Annotated in this window: 10 protein-coding genes; all 10 read left to right on the forward strand. The window is 42.6% G+C overall.

Annotated elements, in window-relative coordinates:
- The first annotated feature begins 41 nt into the window (after window positions 1–41).
- The 10 genes from OKW21_RS10700 to OKW21_RS10745 all read left to right on the forward strand — a co-directional run bounded on the left by OKW21_RS10700 (window position 42) and on the right by OKW21_RS10745 (window position 18013).
- Window positions 42–1853: a sodium:solute symporter family protein gene (locus OKW21_RS10700; protein WP_277479405.1), complete on the forward strand. Its 1812-nt coding sequence runs from the start codon at window positions 42–44 to the stop codon at window positions 1851–1853.
- Window positions 1854–2242: 389 nt separating this feature from the next.
- Window positions 2243–2863 carry an RNA polymerase sigma factor gene (locus tag OKW21_RS10705; RefSeq protein ID WP_277479406.1) on the forward strand — a complete coding sequence of 207 codons (621 nt, stop codon included), beginning with the start codon at window positions 2243–2245 and terminating at the stop codon, window positions 2861–2863.
- Between the two features lie 136 nt (window positions 2864–2999).
- Window positions 3000–4022, forward strand: coding sequence for a FecR family protein (locus OKW21_RS10710; protein ID WP_277479407.1), 1023 nt, complete (start codon window positions 3000–3002; stop codon window positions 4020–4022).
- A gap of 132 nt (window positions 4023–4154) precedes the next feature.
- Window positions 4155–7586, forward strand: coding sequence for a TonB-dependent receptor (locus OKW21_RS10715; RefSeq protein WP_277479408.1), 3432 nt, complete (start codon window positions 4155–4157; stop codon window positions 7584–7586).
- A 16-nt stretch (window positions 7587–7602) separates the two neighbouring features.
- Window positions 7603–9096 carry a RagB/SusD family nutrient uptake outer membrane protein gene (locus OKW21_RS10720; protein WP_277479409.1) on the forward strand — a complete coding sequence of 498 codons (1494 nt, stop codon included), beginning with the start codon at window positions 7603–7605 and terminating at the stop codon, window positions 9094–9096.
- Window positions 9097–9168: 72 nt separating this feature from the next.
- Window positions 9169–10635, forward strand: a complete 1467-nt coding sequence (locus OKW21_RS10725) for a sulfatase family protein (protein WP_277479410.1) — start codon at window positions 9169–9171, stop codon at window positions 10633–10635.
- A gap of 92 nt (window positions 10636–10727) precedes the next feature.
- Window positions 10728–12386 carry a sulfatase family protein gene (locus tag OKW21_RS10730; protein WP_277479411.1) on the forward strand — a complete coding sequence of 553 codons (1659 nt, stop codon included), beginning with the start codon at window positions 10728–10730 and terminating at the stop codon, window positions 12384–12386.
- 168 nt (window positions 12387–12554) lie between these two features.
- Window positions 12555–13217: an RNA polymerase sigma factor gene (locus OKW21_RS10735; RefSeq protein ID WP_277479412.1), complete on the forward strand. Its 663-nt coding sequence runs from the start codon at window positions 12555–12557 to the stop codon at window positions 13215–13217.
- Between the two features lie 124 nt (window positions 13218–13341).
- Window positions 13342–14388 (forward strand): FecR family protein, encoded by a 1047-nt coding sequence (locus OKW21_RS10740; protein WP_277479413.1) that lies wholly within the window; start codon window positions 13342–13344, stop codon window positions 14386–14388.
- 76 nt (window positions 14389–14464) lie between these two features.
- A complete protein-coding gene (locus tag OKW21_RS10745) occupies window positions 14465–18013 on the forward strand; it encodes a SusC/RagA family TonB-linked outer membrane protein (protein WP_277479414.1) in 3549 nt (1182 codons plus the stop codon).
- Window positions 18014–18021 lie beyond the last annotated feature (8 nt).

Consider the following 18021-nt stretch of genomic DNA (forward strand, 5'->3'; position numbering starts at 1 on the left):
CCTTTATTTGTAAAATCTAATTTTACCACAATAACGATAAAATGATTTTAGGCACACTAGACTGGACCATTATCATAGGTTTCTTCATCATCTCTCTACTCATTGGTATTTATGCTTCACGCACTGCCGGCAAAAGTGTCGCGGACTACTTTCTCTCCGGGCGAAATATGCCCTGGTGGCTGCTGGGAGTCTCAATGGTAGCGACTACCTTTTCCTGTGATACGCCCAATCTGGTTACCGATATTGTAAGGCAAAATGGTGTAGCCGGTAACTGGGCCTGGTGGGCTTTTTTGCTTACAGGTATGCTCACCGTGTTTGTGTATGCTAAGCTATGGCGTCGTTCTGATGTAACCACCGACCTGGAGTTTTATGAACTGCGATATAACGGTAAGATGGCCGCTTTTCTCAGAGGATTCCGGGCTTTATATCTTGGCGTATTTTTTAATATTATGGTAATGGCTTCAGTTTCACTGGCAGTGATCAAAATTGGTGCGGTGATGCTCAACTGGCCGGCATGGCAGACTTTACTAGTACTTTTAAGCATTACCGGTCTATACAGTACCATCGGTGGATTAAAAGGTATCCTGCTTACCGACTTCTTTCAGTTCATCATTTCTATGATTGGTACGATCGGCGCGGCAATTATACTGATCAATTTACCGGAGATCGGTAGCCTGGAAACTTTGGTGAATCATGAAAATGTAGTGCCTAAAACCAATATTCTGCCTGATTTTTCAAATATGGATATGGCGATTACATTGTTGATACTTCCTATCGCCGTACAATGGTGGAGCGTGTGGTATCCGGGCGCAGAACCCGGTGGTGGTGGATATATCGCCCAGCGTATGTTGTCTGCCAAGAACGAAAAAGAAGCGGTAGGAGCTACCCTGTTTTTTAATGCCGCGCACTATGCACTCCGTCCCTGGCCCTGGATTCTGGTGGCATTGGCATCATTGATCGTATTCCCAACACTTGAGAGTATGAGAACGGCTTTCCCTGGCATTGATCCTGAAATTATTCAAAATGATTTTGCCTATCCCGCTATGTTGAGTTTTTTACCTACCGGATTTTTAGGTCTTGTGGTGGCTTCCCTGATTGCCGCTTTCATGTCAACCATCTCTACCCAGATCAACTGGGGGTCATCCTATGTGGTGAATGACTTTTACAAGAGGTTTGTCAATCCGGATGCATCTGAAAAGCAACTCGTTTACGTGGGTAGACTCTCCACGGTATTGTTATTGGTGGTTACCGGCTTATTCGCATTATTACTCAGAAATGCGCTGCAGGCATTTGATATCCTGTTACAAATTGGCGCCGGTACAGGCTTAATCTTTATACTACGCTGGTTCTGGTGGCGTATCAACGCCTTTAGCGAACTTGCTGCGATGGTCATTTCGTTTATGGTAGCTTTATATTTAGAGTTTATTCATCCCTATACTGGCTTAGAACTGCCCAGCACCGGAGGAAAACTCCTGCTTGGCGTCGGTATAACTACCGTGGGCTGGTTGATTGTTACTTTTCTCACCCGCCCTACCGATACACCTACCCTAAGAAGTTTCTATAAAAGAGTATATCCAGGTGGGCCGGGATGGAAAAAAGTAGTTGAGGAGGCCGAAAAAGAAGGCGTGATGCTGGATCAAAACCAAAAAGGCTGGGATGTGCCTCAGGGCATCATCTGTATGATATTAGGGGTAATCGCAGTATACAGTGCCCTGTTTGCTACCGGACAGTGGTTGTATTCCAATACAGGCTTAGCATTACTCTTTACAGGACTGGCCATTGTTTCCTCTTTCTTCTTATTTAAAGTCTGGGGAAGAATGAATAAAAAATCATCAGGCGTATTAGCCAAATAAGCTAATTCAAAATTGTAACGTATCCGCTGCGCTTTTTGAGTGTACAGGAGATGCCGAGCGTGTACACGTACGACGTGTACACGTACGGCATGGCAATGCAGGGTGCGAAAGCTAAAAATTTTGTTCAGGCATCGGAAAGCGCTTTCCTGCTTTCAGGATTTTTGTTTCTTGCCCCGGCAGTCGGAGATACTAGGTAAAGTGGTCAATGCTAAGCGCTGTAAAGTTAAAACGTACATATTTCTAAAAGAAAGTTCTGCTTCAGTATACGCTATTGCATGACTTTTTTATTTTTCAACGACATAATGTCAAAACTACCCCCTAGCTATACCTGAGATTGTAAAATTTAAAATAATGTACTAGCTTATTTTTCTAATCAAGGACCGAAGGATTTGGAAGAGTTTGAAATTAGTCTGCTGGTAAAGAAAATAGCCAAAGGGGATAGTGCCGCTTTCAAGCTTTTTTTTGATAAGCTTTACCCCCGAATGTATCGTCTTGCTTTCTTCTATGTCAAATCGGATGTATTAAGTGAAGAACTGGTATCGGATATTTTTTTAAAGGTATGGAACAATAGGAAAAAGCTACCTGAAGTTAAAAAGCTTGATTTTTATCTGTACCAAGCCGTAAAAAACCAATCACTAACCTATCTGAAAAAAGAATCCCAGCTTTCAACCATTGACCTTCCTGCGCTCAAAAGTATGCGAATAGAATATAGTGAGCCGGAGAGTATTATGATTGCCAGAGAACTAGCTGTAAAAATAGAAAGCGCAATCAGTGAACTGCCAGATAAATGTGAGATGATATTCAGGCTTGTGCGTGAGGAAGAAATGTCTTACAAAGAAGTGGCAGAACTCATGGACATATCCTCCAAAACTGTAGAAAACCAGATGAGCATTGCCATCAAAAAATTGAAAGCCACCCTGGATGCTTACCAAAATTCAACATCTGATTCCTCACATATTTCTTTAATGTTTTTGCTGCTTCTCTTAGATATCTTATCCCGTAGCAATTAGTAATTTGGAAAAAACATGTCTGATTGTAGCCTGTAAATAGATTTTTTGTTCTATTTCTACGTATTATTTAAATTTTTTTTATCATCCTTTGGGGGTGCTTGGCTTTTTCATGGTCTATTCTTAAAAAAGCCTGAGAGTGAACTCGTATCTGACACTAATTGCCAAAAAGCTTTCCGGAGAAATTGAACCGGAGGAAGATAAAAACCTTCAGTCCTGGATAGATGCTTCTACAGAAAATAAAAATCTATTCCATAAGCTTAAGGATATCTGGCAGAATGGAAAGCTTGAGCCTAGAATCAGCGGACAGGAGCAGACCTTCGCGAAAATTGCTGATCAATTAGGCCTAGCGAGTCATGAAAATGTATCCCATAACAATCAGCCTGCAAGTTTTAGAAGGTACTGGTTCTCTGCAGCTGCTGTACTACTTCTGTGCTTAGGTACTGCATTATTTTTCTTTTGGCAGGCTACAACTGATCTGCCTGAGGCGGAAACCCTGGTTGAGAACAATTCGGTGGAGCGGATCACAAAAAGTAATTCCCGAGGCCAAAAATCCATCATTCACTTACCGGATGGTAGTGAGGTGAGGCTAAATGCTGAGAGCTATCTGGAGTACACCAAAGATTTTAAGACCTCTCGTGAGATAAAACTAGTAGGTGAAGCTTTTTTTGATGTCGCAAGAGATACCACGCACCCATTTACCGTCACCACAGGTGATATTAAAGTCAAGGTTTTAGGCACCTCATTCAATGTACGGGCTTTTCCTTATGATGAAGAAATGAGTGTGGCAGTAGCCAGCGGAGTGGTAGAAGTGGAAAAAAAAGAAAATCGTAAACAAAGAAGGTTAAGTCAGTTGCATCCTCTTGAAATGGTGGTAGTTAACCACAAACGAGGGGATTTTGAAGTAAGCAGTTTTGATCCTGATAAAATACTTGCCTGGAAGGAAGGGGTACTGGTTTTCCAGAAAGAGTCGTTTGAAGAAATCATCCATAAGCTTGAGCGGTGGTATGGAGTAGATTTTATCATAAAAAGAAGCATGCCGGTCACTGATGGCTTCACGGGTCGTTACAATAATCCCAGCTTAAAAGTGGTGCTGGAAGGCATGAGTTACTCCTCTGATTTTACATATACCATTGAAGGAGATACAGTCATTATTCAATAACAAATAGATCAATGATGAAATACGATAGCAGTTAACATTACCTCTTTGCCCGAAAGTTTACTAAGCGACTATGCGAACATATTAGCAAAAGTAAGCCTCTTAAATTTATTATTCATTAATACAACCTAAGCAATGAAAACAATTTACTACTCTCTACTGGTCAAGTGCTCCAGACATATATTGTTTGGACTGGTCTTGCAGTCTGTACTCTCATGCATGCTTGTCGCCAATGACTTGCATGCCCAACGCGAAAAAAGGAGCATAGAAGATATTTATCTATCTATGGATGCTGAAAACCAAAGCCTCTCTGATGTTTTTCAAAAGATAAGCCAGCAAACGGGCTTTTCATTTGCCTATAATGAACAACTTATTGACCTGAGGAAACGCATCAGTCTGGATGCTGAAAATGCCTCATTGGCAAATATTCTTCGTGAAATATCCCGTCTGGCTGAACTAAAATTCAAAAGGGTAAATGAATACATTCATGTGGGTAAGCTGGAGCGAAATGAAAAAAATACAGTGGAGGAGAAAATAGTCAGTATGAAAATCGGCATTACCGGTAAAGTGACCTCAGATGAGGATGGTGAAGGTCTTCCCGGGGTCAATGTTTTAGTAAAAGGAACCACTACCGGAACCGTAACTGATGTAGAGGGAAATTATAAAATTGACGTGCCTGATGAAGCAAGTGTATTGGTTTTCAGCTCAATTGGTTTTGTGAGCCAGGAAGTAGTGGTGGGCAACCGTACAGAAATTAATGTTACCATGTCGTCTGATGTACAGTCACTGGAGGAAATTGTGGTGGTAGGTTATGGTACTCAGAAGAAGAGCAACCTGACCGGTGCCGTTTCTTCTGTAAAAGCTGAAGAAATTCAGGAAGCACCTTTTACTTCCATTGACCAGGGCTTGGTTGGCAGAGCTTCCGGCGTAATGGTGACGCAAACCTCAGGCATGCCAGGGGCAGTAGCATCCATACGTATCAGGGGAAGCAGCTCGCTTCAGGGCGGAAATGAGCCGCTTTATGTCATAGATGGTTTTCCGGTGTACAATGGAGGAGGCTACGGAAATACTGGCGGTAACGCAAGAATGAGTGGTTTGGCCACAATCAACCCCGCTGACATTGAATCCATAGAAATCCTGAAAGATGCCTCGGCTACCGCAATTTATGGAGCGAGAGCAGCCAATGGCGTAGTTTTGATTACGACCAAAAGTGGAAAAGAAGGTAGGGATCAGATCACTTTTGATGCGTACTACGGGACGCAAAACGTAGTCAGAAAAATTGATGTGATGAATGCCGCGCAATACGCTGATCTGGTCAACGAGGCTTATACCAATGACGGACTGGCGCCGGTTTATGATGCTGACCAACTGGCAGAAATTAATGCTAATCCTGAAGGCACAGACTGGCAGGATGAAGTTTTCAGACCAGCCCCAATCCAAAACTATCAGCTCACCTTTTCAGGAGGGGATAAAAAAACCAACTATTCAATTTCAGCCAATTATTTTGACCAGCAGGGCGTCATTGTCAATTCAGGCTTTAAAAGATATTCCGGAAGGATTAATATATCCCGTAATCTACAGGATAACTTCAGAGTAGGAACCAGCCTGAATGTGAGCAGGACAAATTCAAATGCTGTACGTACCGATGCAGGAGGAACGGCAGGTGTGGTAACTACTGCCATGAAGTTCAACCCCATACAGCCGGTTTATCAGAATGAAGCCCTGGGGGAATATACACCAGTAAACACACCCGGAATTATTCTGGCGAATCCCGTCGCAACTGCCAGAGAGCAGGTGCGAGAAAGTACCATGCTTCGTCTTCTCGGAAATATCTACGGAGAGTGGGAGTTTATTGAAGGACTTACCGCTAAAGTATCTTTTGGTACTGACCTGGTCAATACGAAGTTTGATACCTTTGTGCCTTCCAATATTTTTGAGTCAGGGGGTGTAGCTACGGCAACGGTCAATGGTGGTTATACGACCAACTGGCTGAATGAGAATACCTTACGCTGGGATACTGAAATTATGCCCGGACATTCGCTTTCTGTACTGGGGGGTATCACCTTCCAGCAAAACCTGTTTGAAAATTTATCCGCTTCTTCACAGGACTATGTGAACAATGTGCTGGAAGAAAATTCACTGGGTGCAGGTGCGATTTATAATCAGCCTAATTCATCCAGAACAGAGTGGAGTCTGGTGTCTTACCTGGGAAGAGTGAACTATAACATCGATGAGAAGTACCTGATTTCATTCAATGCACGTGTGGATGGTTCCTCCCGCTTTGGTGCCAATAATAAGTACGCATTCTTCCCCTCAGGGGCAGTAGCCTGGCGCCTCATTGAAGAAGATTTTATTAAGGACATGGACCTGTTCTCAAACCTTAAAGTAAGAGCGAGTTACGGTGTAACCGGTAACCAGGAAATAGGCTTGTATGAGTCTTTGCCTACTTTAACCAATACCACTTATACCTTAGGCAGATCATTGGTGACCGGATTCTATCCCAATAAAATCCCCAATCCTGATTTAAGATGGGAAAAGACATCTCAGTTTGACCTGGGACTGGACTTTGGCTTCTTTCAGGAAAGGTTAAGGTTTACCGCGGATTACTATTACAAAAAGACAACCGACCTCATTTATGATGTTGCCGTACCTTATGTCTCAGGCTTTAACTCTTCACTACAAAATATTGGAAGTATAGAAAATAAAGGCGTAGAGCTATCTGTTGAGAGTGATGTTTTTACCAGTGGTGACTTCAGATGGACAACAGCTTTTAATATCTCATTTAACCGTAATAAGGTGCTGGAACTGGGAGGAGAAGATTATAAAGACGTAGGAGGAGGAGATGGTCACCTGAAGACAGGATCTATACACAGGCTGATTGTAGGGGAGCCCATTGGTCTTTTCTACGGTTATGTTTTTGATGGCATCTTTCAGGATCAGGCTGAACTAAATGCCGGACCTACCAGCCCTACCAACTGGATAGGAGGCCGTCGCTACCTAGACCTGGGCGGACCAGAAGGCACGCCTGACGGAAATGTCAACGCGACTTATGACAGAACAGTAATTGGTGATCCTAATCCGGACTTCTTTGGAGGTTTTACCAATAACTTTTCCTACAGAGGGGTAGAGCTCAATGTATTTATGCAGTATTCGTATGGCAATGATATTTTCAATTACAATGCGATGGAGCTTGAGTTGCCTTCTGGCGGTCAAAATGTATATGCTGACATGGTCAATCGCTGGACACCAGAAAATCCCAGTGATAAATATCCGGTAGCCACTACCAATCGTTCTGCAGTTTTTAGTGATGCTTATATGGAAGATGGATCATACCTCAAAGTGAAAACGCTTACCCTGGCCTATACTTTCCCTAATCTAGTCAGTACTAAGCTTAGTGGACTTAAGGTTTATGCCACCGCGCAAAACCTACTCACTTTCACTGATTATACCGGTTATGATCCTGAAGTAAGCTACCGTGGGGCTACTAACTTACAGTTGGGAGAAGACTTTGGTGGCTACCCCCAGTCACGGACATTTATGTTAGGTGTCAAGATGAACTTACAATAACAAAATTGCAACAAGCATGAAAAAGATATATATATCACTAATAATGTTTATAGGAACCGGTTTTTTGGTTTCCTGTAATGAAGAGTTCCTGAAAGAATCACCTGAAGACCGCTTTGTAATTGACAACTTCTACAGCAGCCGTACTGATGCAGAGGCTGCAGTCACAGCGGTTTACCAGCAGCTTTACAGCATTTATGAAAGACATATTTTTTTACTCAACGCTTTGCCCGCTGATGATGAGAAAAATGGATTGGGAATGCCCAACCAATACCTTCAGAACCTGGAGTATATGCGCTATACTTCTGAAAATCAGTTTACCCGCGAAATGTGGCAGAGGAACTATTCGGGGATTTCACGTGCCAATACGGCCATCATTAACATTCCTAATATCAATATGGATGAAAACTTAAGATCCAGACTGGTAGGTGAGGCTAAGTTTCTACGTGCCCTGTATTACTTCAATCTGGTACGTTTCTATGGCGATGTGCCTTTGATCCTTAAGCTGGAAACGGTGGAGGATGCGATGGGAGAACGCACCCCGGCGGCTCAGGTATATGAGCAAATCATTCAGGATCTCATGGAGGCGGAAACCGTACTGCCAATCTCATACAGCGATTCTGAAATTGGAAGAGCAACCAAAGGGGCAGCGAAAATCCTGCTGGGCAAAGTATACCTGACCATGCATGAGTACCAGAAAGCTACGGATAAGCTGGCAGAAGTAGTAGAAAATGAAGGTACTTACGGCTACGGTCTGCACGAAAACTTTGGCGACAATTGGGAACCTGCTACAGAGAATGGAATGGAGATGGTATTTTCTATAGAGTTTATGGATCCCCCGGGCAATGGAAATTCAGCCATGATACTTCAGGGACCTAAATATTCATTACCCGGTGGTTTCGGTGTATTGGGGCTTACCAACTCCAATGAAGCGGACATACCAACCCGCGATTTATATGACCGCTTTTCTGATGAAGATGAGAGAAAGGCAGCCACTTTTACGACTGATTTTGTAAGTCTGATTGACGGAAGTGTACATACTTCCAGTATTCCGATCTTCACCAAATACTGGGAAGAAGGAGAAAATAATCCGGCCAATAGTGATGCCAATATGCACGTCATCCGTTATGCAGATGCTTTATTGATGTATGCTGAGGCACTCAATGAAATTGGTCAGACGCCAAAAGCACTTACATACCTGAACCGGGTGAGAGAACGAGCTTTCAATAATAGCGAGCACAATTATGTAGGGCTTTCGGCGGATGATTTCAGGACAGCAGTCTGGCTGGAGCGCAGACTGGAACTGGCAATGGAAGGACATCGCTGGTTTGACCTGGTTCGTACAGATAGGTTTATTGAGCGAATGATTGAACATGCAGCCTATGAAGCCTCGGTAGCGGAGAGTAACAAAGTTGAGATTGCTCAAAACATCAAAGACTATATGATACTCATGCCCATTCCTCAGCGGGAAGTTGACTTAAACGGGGATTTACAACAAAACCCCGGTTACTAGAAAAGCCCTGAATTCTTTAAGGAAAGTGTGCTGAAAAGCGACACTTTCCTTTTTTCATATAAATTTGAGTTTATGCTTAGTTTTAAACAAATTCTATTCTTCCTGCTGTGCACACTCGTGGTAAACGTTGTAATCGCCCAAAATACAAAGTCCAGTCTACCGAATATAGTATTAATCTATGCTGATGATTTGGGCTACGGTGACCTGGGAACTTACGGGGCACTACAGTTTCAGACACCCAATCTGGATAAACTCGCTGCTGAAGGCATGCGCTTTACTAACTTTGAAGTAGCGCAGGCCGTTTGTTCTGCTTCACGAGCAGCCATCCTTACCGGATGTTACTCCAACAGAGTAGGTATAGGAGGTGCTTTGAATCCTCATGCAAAAATCGGCTTGAATCCTGAAGAGGAGACCATCGCTGAATTGGTAAAGAGAGCGGGTGACTATTCCACTGCGATGTATGGCAAATGGCATCTGGGGCATTTAAAACCTTTTCTGCCTTCACAGCAAGGCTTTGATGAGTATGTAGGTGTGCCCTATTCAAACGATATGTGGAAGTGGACGTATGATATGCAACTTGCCACAGAAGAAACACATGCCCGCAAGGCAAGTTACCCTGAGCTACCCCTGATGGCAGGGGATACTGTCTTTAAAACGATAGAGGACCTGGAAGATCAGGCGGAATTAACCACTATTTACACTGAGCGTGCCGTTGAGTTTATTAATAATAATAAAGACAATCCTTTTTTGCTATGTGTACCCCATTCCATGCCTCACGTTCCGCTGGCGGTATCCGACAAATTCAAAGGCAAAAGTGAGCAGGGCTTATATGGCGATGTCATCATGGAAATAGACTGGTCGGTAGGGGAGATCATGAAAGCGCTTGACCAGCATAATTTGACTGAAAACACACTTGTGATCTTTACCTCAGACAATGGCCCATGGCTAAACTTTGGTGATCATGCCGGTTCTACCGGAGGGCTGAGAGAAGGTAAAGGAACCAGCTTTGAAGGGGGACAGAGGGTACCCTGCATCATGAGATGGCCTGCACAGATTCCCGGCGGTAGTATCTGCAATCAACTGGCTTCGACCATTGACCTGCTACCTACTTTTGCGGATATGGTAGGCGTAAGCCTACCTGATAAGAAAATTGATGGCGTAAGTATATTGCCGCTTATGAAGGCTGAAAAGGATGCCAAACCTCGTGATATTTTCTATTATTACTATCAGGGTAATGCTTTGGAAGCGGTAAGAAGAGACCACTGGAAGCTGGTGTTTCCTCATGTACACCGTTCGTACGAAGGCTTAGTGCCGGGTCAGGGGGGCGTTTACGGAGATACTCGACAGGTGAAAACAGAGCTGGCGCTTTACGACCTGCGACGTGATCCCGGAGAACGTTATGATGTGCAGCACACTTTTCCGGAAATCGTAGAAGAATTGAAGCAAATCGCAGATGAAGCAAGAGCTGATCTGGGAGATAAGCTGCAAAATGTAGAAGGAAAAAACGTGCGCGAACCGGGAAGAATCAGCAGTCCGTAATCATAATTTAAGTATTATTGAAAGTTGAAAATATTCAGCAAAGTATTGAATTAGGAAAATACATAATTGACCGATAAACAATTTATTAAACTATGAAATCATCCAAAGATTATCTTTTCTGGGTATCTCTATTTTTTGTAGGCTTATTCACTGCTTCCTGTAGCAATGAGACCCAGCAGACACAAGAAAATGAGGGCCCTCCCAATATTATTTTTATCATGAGTGATGATCATGCCTATCAGGCGATTAGTGCGTATGGTCACAACCTCAATGAGACTCCTAACATAGACAGAATTGCCAATGAAGGCGCTCTCTTTACCCGGGCAACGGTTACCAATTCAATCTGCGCCCCCAGCAGAGCGGTGGTGCTTACCGGTAAGCATAGCTTTGTCAATGGTAAGGTAGATAATGTACAGCCTTTCAATTGGGATCAGCCTAATTTTGCCAAGCTGCTTCAGTCTAATGGCTATCAGACAGCCTTGATCGGTAAAATTCACCTGGATGGCTTACCGCAGGGCTTTGACTATTCTATGGTTCTTCCCGGCCAGGGACATTACTATAACCCTGACTTTCTGGTAAACGGAGAAAGACAAAGATTTGAAGGTTATGTTACAGATATCACTACCGATGCCGCGTTAGATTGGCTGAAAGAGAAGCGTGAGCAGGACAAGCCCTTTATGATGATGTATCACCAAAAGGCACCTCACCGTAACTGGAAACCAGCACCCGAATACCTGACACTTTATGACGACAAAACTTTTGATCCACCCTCAAATTATTTTGACGACCTCACAAATTACGAGGGTAGAGGTACCGCTGCCAAAGAGCAGGAAATGGAGATTGACGGTCATGCCAGGTGGGGACATGATTTTAAAATGGTGGTTGATCCTAATGGTGACAGTACAGGTTTTGACCGTGAGCTGGCTCGCTTCAACGAAGAACAATTGCAGCAATGGAATGCGGCTTATGAGCCTAAAAATGAAGCTTTCAAAAAAGCTTTCGCTCCTACCAGTGAATTGGATTTTACCAATGATCAGGCCAAAGAGAAGGAGAAAGAGGTAGCCATATGGAAATTTAACCGTTACATCAAAGATTATCTAAGAACCATTAAATCAGTAGACGATGGAGTTGGAGAAGTATTGGATTATCTGGAAGAAAACGGACTGGCAGATAATACCATTGTAGTATATACTTCTGATCAGGGCTTTTATCTTGGTGAGCATGGCTGGTTTGACAAGCGATTTATGTACGAGCAATCGTTCCGTACGCCCTTGTTAGTCCGCTACCCTAAAGAAATTGAGCCGGGCACCAAGATCAGCAAGCTGGTTCAAAACCTTGACTTTGCGCCCACACTATTAGATTATGCAGGAGTGGAAGCGCCCGAAGAAATGCAGGGAGAATCCTTCCGCAGGCTGGTAAGTGGAGAAACTGAGGATTGGAGAGACGCGGTGTATTACACCTACTACGAATACCCTTCGGTACATATGGTAAAGCGTCATCATGGCGTGGCCACTGACCGCTACAAACTGATGCATTTCTACTATGATATTGATGAGTGGGAAATGTACGACCTGGAAAAAGATCCAAATGAGATGAATAACATTTATGATGATCCTGAATATGCTGAGGTGCAGGAAATGATGCACCAAAAATTTGATGAACTGCGTAATTACTATGGTGATAGCGATGAAAATGATCAGAAATTTCTCAAAGCTTATTTAGATGTGATTGAAAAAAGAAATAACAATTAGTTGTTCTAGTTCTTCTATTATCAACTCTTAAGATAAGGTCATGGCACAAACTTAACTGTTAGCCATGACCTGTTTTTTTTGCTTTTACTTTCAAGATAAAAATCCGCATAATAAAATTTTTAATTAAAAAGCTATTCAATGCAAAAATTTGATAATTAGCTTTAAAAGATGTATTGTTACTACAAACAAGTCAATATTTTGCAGGCCAGGCATGATCATATAGAAAATGAAGACATTTGGTTACAAATGAAACAGGGCAATGGTAAGGCCCTGGTTGAAATTTATGACCTTTATGCAGACTTATTATACAGCTACGGAAGAAAGTTTACGGCTAAGTCTGAGATCATTGAAGATGCTATGCAGGATTTACTCACCGAGCTTTGGGTGAAAAGAGAGAAGTTAAGTGTTCCTCATTCTGCAAAAGGCTATCTTCTGAAAGCATTCAGGCAAAAACTTCTGCGACAGTTATCTAAATACAAAAAGATCAGCTTTCTGGAAAACTACCCGGAAACTATGACAGGCGAAAGTAAAAGCAATGGAATGGCGGAAGAAGATGCAGAACAGATTGTAACGCTAAAAGCCCACCTTAAAAATTCACTCTCGTATTTGAGTCCCAAACAAAGAGAAGCGATCCTGCTAAAGTACACCGAGAATTTAACACATGATGAGATTGCTGAGGTCATGGAAATAAAAAAACAGAGCTTATATAACCTTTTGCATGGAGCCATTCAGAGGTTGAGCGAAACTATGAAACACGAGAGAGCTTCTAATTTTGTGTATTTTCTTTCAGTATTGCTACTTTTTAGCCATTCAAACCCAATTATTTTTTAACAATTTTTTCTTCTTCTGCCGTAGTCAGTATTCGTTGATAAAAAAAATTTTTAATTTTTTTCCTTCATAAGCAGTAGATTTTTATTCCGGCTGCTTCTTGTAATTGTGCTGATCATATAGCCCAATGAACAAACAAGAAACTATAGCTGATCTGATGCTGGATGATTCTTTCCAGGCTTGGGTATATTCCGGAGAGAAAAAATATGATGAGAAATGGCAGAGATGGATACGTGAACATCCTGACAAAGTGGAGGTATTAGAAGAGGCTAAAGTCTTATTGCAGGGATTGAGGGAAGAAAAACACCCATTGCCTGAAGTTCGCAAAGACATACTGCGCCAAGAGCTGATCCGGATTACGCAGCATGCTGACCTGCGAAAAGATGAAAATATTCCTGCGTTTGAAAGTACAGGAAGTCATAAGCGTTTTAAACTGGGCATTGCGGCCTCAATAGCCTTTTTAATCATGATCTCATGGGCTTATTTTCAATATCGGGGAGGGCAATCACAATCGATACACTATAAAACTACTTTTGGCGAGATAAGTTCTTTTGTGCTTCCTGACTGTACTCAGGTTACGCTTAATGGAAATTCTCAACTAACTTATCGTTTCAGTGCATCAGCAGAAAAAGGGAGAGAAGTATGGTTGGCGGGTGAAGGTTTTTTTGATGTAAGTCATATGAACGCAGACGGAGAAGACAAAAACCAGGGGGCGGTAAAATTTACTGTTCATACCGACAATCTGTCGATAAAAGTGCTGGGAACGCGCTTCAACGTAAAATCACGGCATGAAAAAACCCAGGTTGTTCTGGAAAAAGGAAGCATACAATTGGATATTGGCGAGCAGGGAGACCCACTCTTGATGCAGCCCGATGAATTGGTAGAAGTGAAAAGTGGAGAGAGACAAATTAATCAGCAGTTTGTTGAAGCACTTGCTTATACTGCCTGGAAAGAAGGTGTGATCAATTTGGATGCTGCCACTTTTGAAGAAATAAGCAGTGTATTAAAAGACAATTATGGCTTGGAAATTCTCTTTGTAAATGAAAATGTCGCAGACGAAATTAAGTTGAGAGGATCTTTCCCAAGCAGCAACATAGATATACTTCTGGAAGCTATTGCTAATGTTACCCATACTACTATGAAGAAAAAAGGAAAAACTATTGTCTATCAGTAAGCAATGTGCCACTCTTCAAGGGCCCTGAAGATCGCTGGCAAACAACAAACGAATTTATACTACTAATTACAACGCTATGAAAAAATACACTAACCTAATCATTTGGGCCTTGGTGATCATGCTCAGTCCATTGTTTTGCTACAATTTGGCTGCTCAGAATCTCGCCCTTACCACGACCGGAATCAAAATTGGTAACAATGATCATCAGGGTGTAAAAAGCCTGGCTTCAGTGCTTAAGGAATTAGAAAAGAACTATCATGTCAGTTTCTACTATCAGGTTGGGGATGTAGAAAATAAGTTTGTAGAAAAAGACAATCATTTGGTACTTGAAGATGACCTGGAAAAAACGTTAAAAAATTTACTTCAGGACTATGCTTTGGATTTTAAAGAAGTACAAAAGGACTATTACTATGTATTTAAGAAAGTTGAAATAGATTTGCCGGAAAAGGTAAATAAAAAACCTGCATCACAAAGCCAGTATAAAGAAGATAATCAGCCCATACATGCGATGGCATCTCTGCAAAGCTTTATAGCAGATCATACTTCGGCTTTATTACAAAAAACTATCACAGGAAAAGTAACGGATGCTGAAGGTAATCAGCCCTTACCAGGTGTCAATGTACTGGCAAAAGGTACGCTAACGGGCACAGTAACAGATATAAGTGGCAATTATCAAATTACAGTTGCCGATAGTATTACTACATTGGTATTCTCTTCCATTGGTTTTCAAACCACAGAAGTAGCGATAAACAACCAGAGTACTGTCAATGTCTCACTGTCGCCAAATATTCAGGCATTGGATGAAGTTGTGGTAACCGCGCTGGGTATCACGAAAGAAAGCAAAACCCTGGGTTATGCAACAGCCAAAGTAGAACCTAAGGAATTTAACGTAAATCGCACCCCCAATTTTGTTAATTCCCTGCAAGGAAAAGTAGCAGGCTTGAATATTACTTCACTGAGCTCAGGCCCTCAGGGAAGCAGCAAGATACGAATCAGAGGGGTATCCTCATTTGGAGGCAATAACTCTCCTCTCATTGTGGTAAATGGTGTTCCTATCGATAATACCAACTATGGGGTAAATGGTGATGTGTCTGAAGTGGGTAGTAACCGGCGGTCAGATAGTGGTGATGGCCTAAGTAGTATCAATCCCGATGACATTACCTCTATGACTGTCCTGAAAGGAGCGGCTGCCTCCGCATTGTATGGTGCACGTGCTAAAGATGGAGTGATCATGATCACCACCAGAAATAGGGCCAAAGGTTCAGGTATTCAATTGGAATATAATACCAATTACACCATTGATACGCCATTAGATTTTACCGATTATCAATACGAATATGGCCAGGGAGAAGGAGGAATTCGTCCCAATGCACCGCGTCCGGTGTCAGGGGTGTGGAGCTTTGGTGAAAAATTTGAGCCGGGCATGACGCAGATATTGTTTGACGGAATTGAGGTGCCCTATGTTCCCCAGCGCAATAAAGTAAGAGATTATTATCGTGATGGATCTACCTTCTCAAATACGATTACAATTTCATCCGGTAGTGAAAACGGTGGTTTCAGCCTTTCAGCTTCAAATATGGATAGCAAAGCGATTCTACCTGGCTCTAAATATAACCGTAAAACAGTAAACTTAGGCTTTACCCAGAACATCAAAAAGCTCAGTGTATCCGGTAATGTCAATTATTCGCATGAAGAAAGAAAGAACCCACCCAATATAGCAGAGCAGGATTATAGTCCGGTGGTCATTTATACGCTGGCGTCTTCCATGCCTTTAGATCTGCTGGAAAGATACGCATTTGATGAGAATGGAGATGAATTCCCCTATTCCAGGTTTACTAACCGTACCAACCCTTATTTTGCTCTTTCCAGATTTGAGAACAACGTTAGAGACCGTATTTACGGTAACCTGACAGCGCGATATGACTTCACCGACTGGTTGTATCTGCAAGGCCGTGTCGGACAGGATTATTACTCTCGTGATCAGGATTATAATTTACCTACCGGTTCACAGAGACAGTCATCACCTCCACCCGGATTTGTCAACGGTCAGTATGTGCAGGACATACGTCGGGTAAGAGAAATTAATGCCGACTTTTTGATTGGCGCCAACAAAACATTTGGAGACATTGGCATTTTAATAAACGCCGGAGGAAACCAGATGTATCGTCGCTCTGATGTTAATACGATTCTGGGTGAGAACTTCTTCACCAGAGGCTTATATACCATAAGAAATGCCAGCAAGGTGACACCCAATTACGCGATCTCTGAACGTCAGGTAAACTCTCTCTACGCCAGTTCAGAAATCTCTTTCAGGGAGTTTGTATATCTGAATGCCACCGTCAGAAATGATTGGTTTTCAACCTTATCCCCGGAAAACAGAAGCATTCTTTATCCGTCTATCACTGGTAGCTTCGTTTTCTCCCAGGCATTTGCCAATTTACCCAATTGGTTTTCATTTGGTAAGATTAGGCTAGCTTATGCTGAAGTGGGCAGCGATACGGATGTACAACCCTATTCTAATAATCTGTTCTATGATATCAATGCTCAGCAGTTTCCAAATTCTCTAGGTATCGCGCAGCCCGTTGGTGGTATCAGCAATTCGGTTGTACCCAATGCGGACCTTAAGCCGATGCGGGTAACTGAGAAAGAGATTGGCTTGGAAATGACATTATTTGATCATATCAGGTTTGAAATTTCATACTATGATAAATTATCATCTGACCAAATCCTGCAGGCACAGGTGTCTGACGGTTCTTCTTATATCAATCAGCTGATCAATGTAGGCGAAAGTGAGAACAAAGGGGTAGAGATGTTTGCCGCTTTCACGCCAGTTAGAATGAATGCGTTCAACTGGACTGTAAGTGCCAATGCATCATACAATACCTCTAAAGTGCTGAGCTTGGGTGATGATGTAGAAGGGACTTTTATCACCGTTGGCAATGCAGAGTTTCATGGAGAACTAAGGCAGGTGGTAGGAAAACCTATGGCGCAATTGTATGGTTGGGGCTACCTGAGGGATGAGCAGGGCCGGCAGGTCTTTGACTCCAGCAATGGACGTCCCCTGCGTTCTAATGAACAGTTAAACTTTGGTAGCGCCATTCCGAGATGGGTAGGTGGGTTTACCAATATGTTCAGCTACAAAAATGTCAATTTTTCTTTCCTGATTGATTTCAAACTTGGGCACAAGATGATCTCAGGTACGCATACCAATGCTTATCGTCATGGTCTGGACAAAGCTACACTGGTGGGGAGAGAACAGGGCTATGTTGTAGGTGTAGGTGTCAATGAAAATGGAGAAATTAATACCGCACAGGCCCCAGTACAAACCTTTTATGAAACCATAAGAGGTGGTAGAATGTCTGAACAGTCTGTATTTGACGCCGGCTCATGGCAATTACGTCAGATGACCCTGGGCTATGATTTTACACCCATCCTGCCTGCCAACAAATACATTGAAGGATTACAACTCAGCCTGGTAGCTAATAATGTAGCGGTGATCAAACAATGGGTGCCTCACATACACCCTGATCAAAACGGTATCATCTCTGATAATCAGGCAGGTCTGGAAGCAACCGGATTGCCGGTCACGCGAAGCATAGGATTTAACCTAAATGTAAAATTCTAAGAAAAAAA

Source organism: Catalinimonas alkaloidigena, from assembly GCF_029504655.1.
In the GTDB taxonomy this organism is placed as follows: Bacteria; Bacteroidota; Bacteroidia; order Cytophagales; family Cyclobacteriaceae; genus Catalinimonas; species Catalinimonas alkaloidigena.

Bases quoted from the DNA above. Each gene is read 5' to 3' on its own strand.
- OKW21_RS10725 (WP_277479410.1), top strand. From the start codon at position 9,169: ATGCTTAGTTTTAAACAAATTCTATTCTTCCTGCTGTGCACACTCGTG.
- OKW21_RS10700 (WP_277479405.1), top strand. From the start codon at position 42: ATGATTTTAGGCACACTAGACTGGACCATTATCATAGGTTTCTTCATC.
- OKW21_RS10745 (WP_277479414.1), top strand. From the start codon at position 14,465: ATGAAAAAATACACTAACCTAATCATTTGGGCCTTGGTGATCATGCTC.
- OKW21_RS10740 (WP_277479413.1), top strand. From the start codon at position 13,342: ATGAACAAACAAGAAACTATAGCTGATCTGATGCTGGATGATTCTTTC.
- OKW21_RS10720 (WP_277479409.1), top strand. From the start codon at position 7,603: ATGAAAAAGATATATATATCACTAATAATGTTTATAGGAACCGGTTTT.
- OKW21_RS10735 (WP_277479412.1), top strand. From the start codon at position 12,555: ATGTATTGTTACTACAAACAAGTCAATATTTTGCAGGCCAGGCATGAT.
- OKW21_RS10730 (WP_277479411.1), top strand. From the start codon at position 10,728: ATGAAATCATCCAAAGATTATCTTTTCTGGGTATCTCTATTTTTTGTA.
- OKW21_RS10715 (WP_277479408.1), top strand. From the start codon at position 4,155: ATGAAAACAATTTACTACTCTCTACTGGTCAAGTGCTCCAGACATATA.